This is a genomic window from Saccharophagus sp. K07 (genome assembly GCF_014336955.1).
Taxonomy (GTDB): Bacteria; Pseudomonadota; Gammaproteobacteria; order Pseudomonadales; family Cellvibrionaceae; genus UBA5868.
Map to the genome: position 1 here is coordinate 468,664 of NZ_QRAI01000001.1, position 13,027 is coordinate 481,690.

Sequence of the window (13,027 nt, forward strand, 5' to 3'; positions counted from 1 at the left end):
GTTTGTTTTCCGTAGCAACCGATTAACGGATGTGACGGTTGATGATGTTTTCGTACAACTCTTGGCGACCGGAAATTTGTTCTGGCTCGCCATTTTTGTTGCCGATTTCTGCCAGTTGTTCCAGGGACAGCTTGCCAGCTTCGAATTCTGCACCTTTGCCGCTATCGAAAGACGCGTAACGGTCTTTACGCATTTTTTCGATCGGAGAGTTGCGCAGGATGTCGTCAGCGATCAGCAGAGCGCGGGCGAAGGTGTCCATGCCGCCGATGTGGCCGTAGAACAGGTCAACAGGGTCAGTAGAGTTACGACGTACTTTCGCGTCGAAGTTAACACCACCACCTTGCAGGCCGCCGGCGCGCAGGATAACCAGCATCATTTCAACGGTTTCGTTGATGTTGTATGGGAACTGGTCGGTATCCCATGCGTTTTGGTAGTCACCGCGGTTGGCGTCGATGCTGCCCAACATGCCCGCGTCAGCTGCAACTTGCAGCTCGTGGTCCATAGTGTGCAGAGCCAGAGTGGCGTGGTTGGTTTCGATGTTCAATTTGAAGTCTTTATCCAGACCGTAGTGGCGCAGGAAGCCGATGACGGTAGCGGAGTCGAAATCGTATTGATGCTTGGAAGGCTCCATCGGCTTAGGCTCGATGAAGAAGGTTCCTTTGAAACCTTGCGCACGAGCGTAATCGCGAGCCATGGTCAGGAAGCGGGCGAAGTGTTCTTGTTCGCGCTTCATGTCGGTGTTGAGCAGGCTCATGTAACCTTCGCGGCCGCCCCAGAACACGTAGTTTTCACCGTTCAGAGCGATGGTTGCATCCAACGCGTCTTTCAACTGAGCACCAGCGTAGGCAACTACGTTGAAATCCGGGTTGGTGGAAGCACCGTTCATGTAACGTGGGTTGGAGAACAGGTTGGCGGTACCCCACAGGAGTTTTACGCCAGACTCTTTCATTTTCTCTTTAGCGCGTTCTACTACGGTGAACAGGCGCTCGTGAGTTTCGTGACGAGAAGAACCTTCTTCAACCAGGTCGATGTCGTGGAAGCAGTAGTAGGGAGTGCCGAGTTTTGTGAAGAACTCGAACGCTGCGTCCATTTTTTTGTAGGCGCGGGTGATAGCGTCAGAACCTTCGTTCCACTCGCGACGCTGGGTGCCTGGACCGAATGGGTCAGCGCCAGTGCCACAGAAGCTGTGCCAGTAACATGTGGCGAACTTGAAAAACTCTTCCATGGTGCGGCCAGCGACGACTCGCTTGGCGTCGTAATATTTAAAAGCTAAGGGGTTATCGGACTCTGGACCTTCATAGCCGATTTTCCCCACACCTTTAAAATATTCTTTATCTCCAATTACTATGCTCATTGCGTAATACCTTCTGTTAATGACACAAATGTCTTGTTCAGTGTTGTGCTCCCTGCCGGGGCGTGGGTTATACGGAAGTGATCAAGCGCACTCCCATATGAGCCGTAAAACTGTCATCCGGTGCCAGAGTTATCAGGCCGTCGCCTGTGTTAAATGCATCGATGCCGCAGCTAACGGATTCGATTGCGATAGATAGCCGGTCTTGCGCGATACAGACCTGCAGGTAGTTTAATCCCAGTTCGCCAGTTTTCTGCCAAATCTCCAGTCCTAATTTTTGACTTTCAGACCAGAGAATCGTTTTGGCGACAGTGGTTACGTCGCTGTCTTCCAGGGCAAAACAATCGTCGAACTGGATGTCGCCCATAGGGCGGAGCTGGTCGAACTCGTGATAAGGCAGGCGCTCACCGGTCGGCAGCATACGCTCATCAATAGCCAGCTTGCGTGAACGCGGCAGCTTCAGACTCAGCGTATCCATTTTCTCTGACAGCCCAAAATAGGGGTGCCAGCCTACACCGATTGGCATCGGCGACTTGTCACGATTATGGACCCTATACTCGATATCGAGCTCGGAACTTGCGCGCAGGGTGTAGCGGATAACGACTTCCGCTTTAAACGGATAGCCCTGCTGAGAGCCGTCGCAGTCGTAGCGAAGAGTTGCTTCGCTGACTTCATCGCCTTCGACTACGGAGACTTCAGGCTTTATATGATGAATAAAACCGTGCAGCGCATTGTTGCGGCTCGTCTCATTAACCGGCAATTGATAGGTCTTGCCGTTGAACTCATAACGCCCGTCGCGCAGCCGGTTAACCACCGGGAAAATCGGAATATTGCGGAAAACCTTGTCGGTTTCCATGGCGCTTTTGCTAGGTAGCCCGACGATCACATCAACGGGCCCTTTGGCGGATTGGAATTGCAAGCGGTTGGTAAGACCGCCGAATTCTGGAACCAATTCCAATAAGCACCCATTGGCGGTGCGAAGAATATCTGCTGCGTAATCTTTGCTCATAAGGAATTACTCGGCACTGGGTACCGTTTCACTCCATTTTTGATAGGCATCCTGGTACTGCGCTTGCAGCTCAGGCTTCGGCTCGATGCGCTCTTTCAGTGCCAGGCCAGCAAAGGCTGACTGCACAGAGTCGTAAAAGCCGGATCCTAAAGCGGCACCGCGCGCGGCACCTTCAGCACCGTCGGTTTCGTACAGTTCGATGGTGCTGCCGGTGGTGTTGGCGAAAGCTTCGGTGAAGATGCTGCTCAGGAACATATTGCCGCGGGATGCGCGCACGAGGTCGCAGCGGCCGCCCAGTTCTTTAATGACGTCAAAACCGCGATTAAGCGCGAACACAATACCTTCCTGAGTCGCGCGGACCAAATGGCCCAAGCTGTGACGGTTGAGATCGATATTGTGGAAATGTGCACCGACGGTGCGGTTGTGCAACATACGCTCGGCACCATTACCGAAAGGCAAAAACTGCAGGCCGTCGCTGCCGACAGCCACTTTTTCTGCCAGTTGGTTGAGCAGACCGTAGTCGAGCAGATTGCCGTTGGCGCTGAGCACCGAACGCAACCAGCTGTAAGCTCGACCGGTGCCGTTTACGCACAGGAGTACACCATTGCGCGCTTGCTCGCTGGTATGAGTGACGTGCAGGAAGGTGTTGACGCGACCTTCACGGTCGGTCAGCGGTTTATCGGTTACGGCGTACACAACGCCTGAAGTACCGGCGTTGGCCGCGATCTCACCTGGATTCAACACGTTCAAACTGAACGCGTTATTGGGCTGGTCGCCCGCGCGGTAGCTGATTGGAATACCGGCGGGAATGCCGAGTTCTGCAGCTGCAGCGGCGTTAACAGTGGTGGTGCCGCCGATATTGGGTTCGATGGCAGGCAGCAAGTCGGCAGAGAACTGCCAGTGGTCCAGCAGACGATGAGCAGGGCTGGATCCTTTGAAATCCCACAACATGCCTTCAGACAAACCGCCTGGGGTGGTGGTCACCTCACCTGACAGTTTCAGGGCGATGTAGTCGCCGGGCAGCATGATCTTGTGGATTTGCTGATAAATCTCAGGCTCGTTTTGCTGAACCCAACGCAATTTGGAGGCAGTGAAGTTGCCGGGGGAGTTCAGCAGATGTTGGAAACAGTAATCTGGTCCGAGGGATTGCAGAGCCTCTTCACCTTGGGATACAGCTCGGCTGTCACACCAGATAATAGAAGGACGAAGAACTCGGTTGGCTTTGTCGACTACAACCAAGCCGTGCATCTGATAGGTGATACCGACTGCTGCTATGTCTTTAGGCGAGAAGGTGCCTTTGCTCCACAGCGCGGCGCAGCCTTGTTTGACACAGTTCCACCAGGTTTCCGGATCTTGTTCCGCCCAGTTCTTTTGCGGGCTGAGGATTTCCAGCTCTACGGCTGGATATTGTGCGGATGCCGCTGATCTGCCGGTTTTGCCGTCGAGCACGGAAAGCTTGACGGAAGAACTACCGATATCAATGCCCAAGAAATACATATTGAGGCTCTATTTATTGAAAATTAAATGGCAAAACGCCGCGAAAATATCCCAACGAGAATAGAGGGGACTAACACGGCCGGGCTACAGGCTTTTTAACCGCCTGAACGCGTATTTTTAACTACCCAAATGCACGTTAAAAACCCATTATCAACGGGTTAAATTGTATGCTTTCCGCAAATTCACAATTGCTGGATCAAGTTTGGGCTGCTCCTGTGTTTAAGAAGCCATATTTCAATCTCTGATTCTCGCGGAACCGACTGGGAGTGAGTTTCTTGTTTTCGAGAAACTTGCGGTTGAAATGCGAGATGTTGGCGTAGCCGCAACTTAAGGCTATATCCAATATATCCCGGTCTGTTGTCGCCAATAGGTGACACGCTTCAGCGATGCGAACCTCGTTAACGAATGAAACAAAGGTGCGTCCCGTTTGCGCGCGGAAAAAGCGTGAAAAACTTTGCGGCGCCATGTTGACGAGCTTGGCTACGTCCGGCTGTTTGATTTCTTCGTGTAGATGGTTTTTGACGTAATTGATGGCGTTGGTCAGTCGATCGACGCCGCGAACGGATTGTTCGACCACATAGTCGTCACTGGCCAAAGCTTCCTGCTCACATTCACTGAGAGACTGACACAGCAAAAGAAAATGAGCGATACGGGCAAGTCCGCGGTGATTGCGCACATTTTCCAGCCACTGGCGCGCTTCGCCCAGGTTGCCTTGGGTAAATAACAGGGCTCGGCGAGTCGCTGTAATAAGCGTTTTCATAGCCCGCGCTTCGGGGATGCTATAAAAAGTTTCGCCGAGAAATAATGGGTCAAACTGCACGACCAACATTTCGTTTTCGGTAAATTGGTCGTCACTAATCCAGCAATGGGGAATATTCGGACCGATTAAAACCAGATCACCTGGATAAAAGGTTCCTATATGGTCACCAATGAAACGTTTACCACTGCCTTTGAGAATCAGCGAAATTTCAAATTGCGGATGAAAATGCCATTTGTGATTGGCTTGAAACGCCGGACAGGAATATTGCAGAACCCGAATAGATTCATCGGCTTCAAGTTGTACATTTTCAAAAGCGGGTTTTTCCATGGTGATGCTAACTTGAGACTTCTCGGTTCGTGATTTATGAGCGTTTCTGGGATAGAAATCAGTTCTTTCTATTCTTTCCATAGCTTTTCACGGTATTCAAATCGGGGTTGTTGCGGGGCAGCAAGCTTTGCCGGTCAAACACCTTTGAGGCTGCAGTCTAACACCCGTCATTATGTCGCGCCATGCGTCCAATCTCACATTTTTCGCATAAAAGGGTAGTGCTTATGGTTAAAAATAGCAAAGAAATGGTTAAGACAGGGGAGGGAACCTCACTATTAAGGTGATAGGCTCCTCATTATGATTTTGACAATAAGTTACTCAATAAGCCCAATTCATCTGGTCATTTCAATGAGCAATTCTTTCCTAAAACGAACTCGTGTAAATCGAGTTTTTTATTTTTTCTTTATAGTCGTTTTTACTTTTTTATATTCCTTAAATAGCTGGGCTCTTGGTGAGCCTGCCTATATTAGTGATAAGGCCGAGACTGGCGCTCTGGGAATTGTCGGGAAAGAACGTACGGCTTCTATATATGTAGATGCGGCGGATTTTCCTGGCGTTATTAGGGCGGCAAAAGATCTCGCGCTCGATGTCCAGCGGGTATCCGCAAAACTCCCTGCGCTGGTGCAGTCTCCGGAAGAATTGAAGGGGCACGCCATTATTATTGGAACGCTTGAGCGCAGCCCGTTAATTCGCCAATTAGTAGAGCTGAAAAAACTGGATGTCGCGGCTATTGCTGGACAATGGGACGCGTTTCATCTCGAAGTGATCGACAATCCTCTTCCTAATATTGAGCGTGCGCTGGTGATCGTCGGTGCGGATAAGCGGGGAGCGATTTACGGAATTTACGACATTTCTGAACAAATCGGTGTATCGCCCTGGTACTACTGGGCAGATGTTCCCCCAAAGCACAAAGAGCAAATTTATGTGCGCGCAGGCACGCACAAACAGAGTGCGCCGACCGTGCGCTACCGCGGTATTTTCCTTAATGACGAAGCGCCGGCTTTGACCAATTGGGTTAAAGCGAATCACGGTGACTATAACCACGAGTTTTACGCGAAAGTGTTCGAGTTGCTTCTGCGTTTAAAGGCCAATTATTTATGGCCGGCTATGTGGAATAACGCCTTCAACGATGACGATCCGAAAAACCAGGCCTTGGCGGATGAGTACGGCATAGTGATGGGCACATCGCATCATGAGCCTATGATGCGCGCAGATAAAGAATGGAACCGCTATGGCAAAGGCCCATGGGAATACTCCATCAACCGCGAAAATATTTTTGAGTTTTGGCGAGCAGGTACGCAGCGCGCCAAACCTTATGAAAGTCTGTACACACTTGGAATGCGCGGACAAGAAGACGCGCCTATGAGCGAAGGTGAAAATATTGAGCTGTTGGAACTGATTGTTCGCGATCAGCGCAATATTCTCAGCGAAGTATTTCCTCATACCCCGCTCGAAGAAATTCCGCAGGTCTGGTGCTTATATAAAGAAGTACAAGCTTATTACGAAAAAGGCATGCGCGTGCCGGACGACATTACCTTGTTGTGGAGTGATGACAACTGGGGGAATATCCGTCGTTTACCAACGCCGCAAGAGCGCAATCGTAAAGGTGGTGCAGGGGTTTATTATCATTTCGACTATGTGGGTGGTCCGCGATCTTATCGTTGGATTAATTCGACTCCCATCGCCAAAATCTGGGAACAAATGCATTTGGCCTACCGCTACGGCGCTACCCAAATTTGGATTACCAATGTCGGCGATCTCAAACCCATGGAATTTCCGACCGAATTTTTCCTGCGCATGGCGTGGAATCCGCAGCAATGGCCAAAAGAGCGTTTGCAGGAATTTGGCCGTTTATGGGCAGAGAGAGAATTCGGCCCTGAATACGCAGCTGATATTGAAGCGCTGATCACCGGCTATACCCGCCATAACGGCCGGCGCAAACCCGAGTTAATGGAGCCGGAAACCTACAGTCTGCTGCATTACGGTGAAGCTGATCGGATTCTGGAAGAATTACAGCAGCTGACTGCCAAGGCGGAATACATTTACAGCAAGATAAGCGCGGATAAACGCGATGCTTATTATCAGTTGGTGCTGCATCCGGTGCTCGCCACTGCAACCGTCTCCCGTCTTTATATAGCGACTGGTAAAAATCGCCTTTACGCCAATCAGGGGCGCAATATTGCGGACCGCTATCGCCAGGAAGCCAAAGAATTGTTCCGTCAGGACCAGGCATTACGCGAGCGCTACCACAGCATCAATGGCGGCAAATGGCGTCATTTTATGGATCAATCCCATATTGGTTACACCAATTGGCAGAATCCGGAAGGCGATCAGCTGCCGGTGCTGTACGAATATGTGCCGGGTGATTATGCGGAAATGGGCATCGCAGTCGAAGGTATTGCGGAATCCTGGCCGTCGGCGGTAGCGGGCACTTGGCCGCATAAAGGTAAGCATGAATTGCTGTTTGATTTTTACGGCAAACAAACCCGCGAATTGGTGATGTTCAATCGCGGCCAGCATCCTTTTGAATTCACTGCCACTGCGGAACCTTGGATTAAGCTCAGCAAGGCAAGCGGCCCGGTTCAAGATCAGGTTGCTATTGCTGTGACTATTGATTGGGATGCGTTGCCGGATGGTGTTGCACAAGGACAAATTGTTTTTCGCGGCACTGGCTGGCAGAGCGCGAGAATTTCTGTCTCAGCCAACAAACCTGTAGCGAAGTTGCGAGAGACCGCCAAAGGTTATCTCGAAGCGGATGGATATATAGCAATAGAAGCGGCCAACTTTACCACCAGCAAAGCGGTTAAAGGTTTTGCGTGGCAGGAAATCCCTTTGCATGGGCGCACTCACAGCTCGATCTCGGTTTATCCCATTGGCGATCAAGTCTTTAGCAATCCGGCAAAAGCACCTTACGTCGAATATCCCATAACCTTCTTCTCATCGGGCGAAGTCGATGTGCAAGTTTTGCTGGCGCCGAGTCTGCCGTTCGTTCCCGGCCGTGGGTTGCGTTACGCTGTCGCGATTGGTAACGAAAAACCGCAGATAGTGGACTTTTTGCAGGGCTATAAGGATGGTGATGCCGCATGGGAAGAATCGGTAAAAGATGGAGTGCGTGTAGGCAGCAGTCGTCACAAGATAAAACATCCAGGACCGACTACACTGAGATTGTATGCGGTAGATCCCGGCGTTACGCCACAAAAATTATTGATCAATACCGGAGGCTTAAAGCCGAGTTATCTCGGGCCGGAACAAAGTCCGTTTTTACAATAAATAGGGTTTTAGCTGTCATGTGCGACAAACGATCGTTTTGTCGCACATGCTGATCTGATCATAATGAGTTTATGGCGCGCGTTTGACAAAAGATAGATTCAACGCCTAGCCCTATGTTAGTCTTTGCCGCAGCTCTCCTGCTGGATAGGAATAAAAATAAGGCAGAGCTTATTAGCTGGTGACTGTGTTCAAAGTGCAGGTTCATAAAAATAAAAGCACTACTATCTGATTTATTTGACTCGCTACACGCATTCAACTTGCGGTATCAGATAATCCAAATGCCATTTCACATATGGCACTTAGTGTGTGCGAACTTGCCTTGAAGTAGTCCTATCACCTCAATCATTGTTCTGCTGTAAATAGTGCCGCTCTGTGCAGCCTTGTCTGGCGTAAAGCCGGAGGGTGTATGCGGAAAATAATAACGAATGTTGCTTATATGACAGCGTGGGCCATGCTTGCATCAAGTGCTGAGGCTAATGCCGTTTTTCTGACACTTGTTGGGAGCTGCGATCTTCCAAAAGTTGGCTATTCTGACTAATTGGCTATGCTCTAAAAGGGCTATTCCCAAACCGTACGCAGGCGGTTTGCAGTAACACTTTCATGGACGGGCTTTAAGCACAATAACAATAAAGGCTCGATACATTGGGGTCGATCCCGGGCAAACATCATCGGTTAAAAAACAAATAACTATTAATCAGGTAATCTCGGAGACGCTATGTCTAAGTCAATTTCCAGGAGTCCATTTGCGTGGCCGCTATATGCTAGCTTCGCAATTCTGTCGGCGTGTTCCGACAGTGATCCGGCGAACGTGTCCTTTAATGGTGGGGACACAACTGTGGTGGAAACCAATGTCATTCCAAACCATGACTTATCCAACGGCGATGAAGGTTGGGAAACGAGAGCTGACAGCGTCGTTGCTGAGTTTGCACTAGCTCCGACCCTGGGTCAGGGCGGCAACAGTCTGAAGACGTCGGTGAAAATTGTGGAAGTTGACAGCGCACCCGACGATATCTCTGTGGGGCCATCTTCCGTCACTGTGAAACCTGGACAAGCCTATTCCGGGGCCGCCTATGTAAAAGGTCCTTTGTGTGGTTTGACCCGATTTGTGGTTAATCCAGTCGGCAATACGGATCCTGAGCAGATTTTAGTTAGTCAGAATGTTTTCCTGACTGGTCAACCGCAGATGGTTGAGTTTTATTTTCAGGTTCCGGATGGCGTCTCTGAAGTAGAAATCCCGGTACAAATGGGATTCGCCGATAATATCGGCAGTGAAATTTATATCGATCGGATGATTGCCGCACCCATCCCCCGTATGCCACCTATACAGGAAGGCAACGTTGTTCCCAACTCCGATTTTGAAGAAAGCACAACGACTATCGCTGGCGCTACAGGCTCCTGGGGAAATACAGCACCGGAGGCGGGTGCAACATTTAGCGTGGACTCTTCAGGAGTTGCGCAAAGCGGCAACAACGCGGTCAGAATCGATTTTCAAGATTCGGTCGGCACTGGCGATCCCTGGGCTATTGAAGGCGGACCTACCAACGTTAGCGTAGTGTCTGGCTGGACTTACACATTTTCTGCCTGGGTGAAGGGCGATAACGGGGGCAAGATCAATTTCCTGGTGCAAAACCCGACGCAATACAACTCTTATGGTACTCAGGAAATAGAGCTTACCGCTGAATGGCAAGAAGTGCGTTTCTCAGCAAAAATCGATGGCACTGATGTAGTCCGTCTCTACGCCCAATACAATTTCGCTGAAAACAAGGGCAAAACCATCTACGTCGACAACATTAAGCTGATTCCGCCGGATACTTGCCCATATGCTCCTTCGTCTGGGGATCTGGTCAGCGATAACGCCTCCCTGTTTGACTACAACCACGTTACCAATGGCAGTCTGGAAGAGGATGTTCTCGATTTCCTCGGTTGGGAAACCAAAGCCGCAAATGGCGCCAGTGCCGATTTCGACATGCAAATCGTCGACAAATTTAATCGGTCTTTGGTTAACAAAGGTAATCAATCTCTCAGAGTCAGCATAATCGACACAACGGCAAATCCTGCCGATATCCAGGCTGGTCCTGCTGATATTTTTGTCGTTCCCGGAAAAACCTATATTTATTCTGCTTTTGCGCGTGGCACCGTGGGCACCAAGGCGAAATTCGTTCCCGTGCTGAGCGATGCTATTGCGACGTCACTGGAAGGTTTGGAAGTGACGTTCGACAACGTTTGGCAGCAAGTCACGTTTGATTTCACTGTGCCGGAAAACGCTCCCGTTTTAACCGAGACAGAGCTCCAGGAAGCCCGCTTGCCTGCTGATGCAGTTGTAGCTCGTCTGCAAATGGCGGTGAATCTGGGTTATCCGCAGAATGAAGGAAAATATGTTTTCCTGGATGATTTCACTTTGTTGCCAAACGCTCTCACCAACGGCGATTTGGAAGACGGTCTGCAGGGGTGGGCCACGGTTGCCCCGGACAATATTGCGACTACCACGCTGGATAACACCGACGCGCACACCGGCAACAATTCATTGCGATTTGATTTCAGCAAAAATGCCGCTAATTCAGATGACTCCGGCTTCTTATTGCAACTGGAAGACGTTTATGCCGGATTTGAAAATGTGGCAGTTGAAGGTGGACGCAAATATTACGTTTCCGCGCGATTCAATGGTGATTCCGGCGCGCGTGTAAAACTGCTCGTCAATTCCGCAGATGGTTCGAAGGAGTTTGCTTCCAGCGTTACCACTTTGAGTGGTGGTTGGCAGGAAGTCACATTCACAGCCAATATTCCGGAAGATGTTGAAGTGGTGAATGTAATCGCGCAAATGGGTTACCCCTCAAACGCTCTGCACTCGATTAGTTTGGATACCTTCAGATTGGTATCGCAAATTCCGCCGCCGCCCCGTGCGAAAGCCGCCAATCTGGTATCGAACGGTAATTTTGAGACTGGAGCTACCACAGGCTGGGAGGGAAACAACGCGGCAATTGAGCTGGTTGATGCAAACAAAAATGCGGACGGCGTACGTTCCGGCCGTTATGCGTTGCGCGTGTCTGATCGAGCATACGACTGGGCTTCTGCACAATTCGAATTGGGAGACAGTGCTCTTACCGCAGGTGACAGCTATTTCGCTGCTGCTTGGGTGAAAGTGGATGGCGCAGTTGCGGATACGCTGCAGCTGACCTTGCTCGTTCAATACTCTGAAGGTGATCCGGATTATATTCCGATTGCCAACACAGGCTTAGCCGATACCCTGGAGTGGACGCGCCTAGCCGGTGTATTCACCTTCAATCCGGGCAGAACGGTCACATCCATCAGGCCCTATATAGAAGCGACTAACGCCGAGACCAATTATTTTATTGATGAGTTGGTTGTCACCAAGATTTACAACATCAATGGTGGATTCGAGTCGGGCGATATCTCGAAGTGGGATGAGGCGGGTGCAACCATCGAAGTCACCACGGCGGAAAAACACTCCGGCGAATTCTCAGTGCACGTGACTGGCCGCACTGAAAACTGGAATTCCGTGCAATACGACATGCGCGATATAGGCCTGGTGCCGGGGCGTACTTATCTGTTGTCCGCCTGGGTGAAAGTGGATGGTGCAACCGCAGAAACCATCAAAATGACGATGGAATATGTGGATGAGAGCGAATCTCCACAATATCGCACCATTGCCAGCTCTTCCGATACGTTGAACTGGGTTCAGCTAAGCAACACATTTACTTATTTGCCTGATGGGGAAGTGAGCACGCTCAAAGTCTACTTTGAGTCGGATAGCGCTACGGCATCCTATTTTGTTGATGACCTGGTCATTACAGAATTCGTACCTCCTGTGAGTGTGATTACTAATGGCGATCTTGAGACAGGTACGATCAAAGGATGGGAGCCCTCCGGTGGCGCCACTGCCATTTCCGTTGTGCAATGGCCGCAAGGCGGTGCTCATTCAGGGTTCTTTGGTCTGCATGTGTCAGGCAGAAGCGCCAACTGGCATTCTGCGCAATACCCCCTGCTGGATTTGGAGTTGGAAAAAAATACTTCTTATAAAGCGTCCGTATGGGTCAAGCTCGCCGGTGATACTGAACTTGACACGGTATATCTGACGCTGCTCTTGAATGACGGCGGAGCGGATCAGTACATCAATGTTGCGAGTGCGACCGTCACCAACACTAAATGGACCAAGCTGGAAGGTATTTTCGACTACGCACCGACTGGCGATGTGACAAATTTGCGTCTGTATATCGAAGCCGTAGGCGCTGAAACCAGCTATTACATCGATGACCTTGTCGTTGCGCGCAATTACGCCTTTAACGGCGGTCTGGAAGTGAGCGCTACAGACCATATCGGTTGGACTGGCTCTGGTGCGGCAAACATCTCCGTGACAGACGAGGAAAAACAGCACGGTTCTTTCTCACTGTATGTGACGGATCGAGCAGCGAATTGGAACGCTGCGCAGTTCGATCTGACAAATAGCGGCATGCAACCCGGCAAAACCTACGATATTTCTGCATGGGTGAAAATTGATGGGATCGTTGAAGATCCCATTGCAATGACCATGGAAACGCGACGACGGGCAGATGATTCGGAATCGAGCTACACCACGCTGGATCGCGCTGAAGACACCTCGGACTGGGTACAACTCAAAGTCCGGTATGCCTTTGCCTTTGACGAAATGCCTGAGATTTTCAAGGTTTATTTTGAGGCGACCGATGCAGACAGCTCTTATTACGTGGACTCATTGGTGATCACAGAAGTAGACGAAATCTATACGCATTAAAAAGCGAGTTGAAACTGTTATTCACTGTCACGTTTACAGAATTCG

Annotated in this window: 6 protein-coding genes; 2 read left to right on the forward strand and 4 right to left on the reverse strand. The window is 50.3% G+C overall.

What is annotated here, in order from left to right:
- Positions 1-22: 22 nt before the first annotated feature.
- From xylA to DWB84_RS01970, 4 genes are all read right to left on the reverse strand, one after another.
- Positions 23-1,354 carry a xylose isomerase gene (xylA, locus tag DWB84_RS01955; protein ID WP_187408077.1) on the reverse strand — a complete coding sequence of 444 codons (1,332 nt, stop codon included), beginning with the start codon at positions 1,352-1,354 and terminating at the stop codon, positions 23-25.
- A 67-nt stretch (positions 1,355-1,421) separates the two neighbouring features.
- Positions 1,422-2,360 (reverse strand): aldose 1-epimerase, encoded by a 939-nt coding sequence (locus tag DWB84_RS01960; protein WP_187408078.1) that lies wholly within the window; start codon positions 2,358-2,360, stop codon positions 1,422-1,424.
- A 6-nt stretch (positions 2,361-2,366) separates the two neighbouring features.
- Positions 2,367-3,857, reverse strand: coding sequence for a xylulokinase (locus DWB84_RS01965; RefSeq protein ID WP_187408079.1), 1,491 nt, complete (start codon positions 3,855-3,857; stop codon positions 2,367-2,369).
- A 196-nt stretch (positions 3,858-4,053) separates the two neighbouring features.
- Positions 4,054-4,944 (reverse strand): AraC family transcriptional regulator, encoded by an 891-nt coding sequence (locus DWB84_RS01970; protein WP_187408080.1) that lies wholly within the window; start codon positions 4,942-4,944, stop codon positions 4,054-4,056.
- Between the two features lie 348 nt (positions 4,945-5,292).
- On the opposite strand from DWB84_RS01970, the gene DWB84_RS01975 reads away from it, so the two are divergent.
- Positions 5,293-8,214 (forward strand): glycosyl hydrolase 115 family protein, encoded by a 2,922-nt coding sequence (locus DWB84_RS01975; RefSeq protein WP_187408081.1) that lies wholly within the window; start codon positions 5,293-5,295, stop codon positions 8,212-8,214.
- A gap of 715 nt (positions 8,215-8,929) precedes the next feature.
- The gene (locus DWB84_RS01980; protein ID WP_187408082.1) at positions 8,930-12,982 is read left to right on the forward strand and encodes a carbohydrate binding domain-containing protein; all 4,053 of its coding nucleotides are present in this window, start codon (positions 8,930-8,932) and stop codon (positions 12,980-12,982) included.
- Positions 12,983-13,027: the final 45 nt, after the last annotated feature.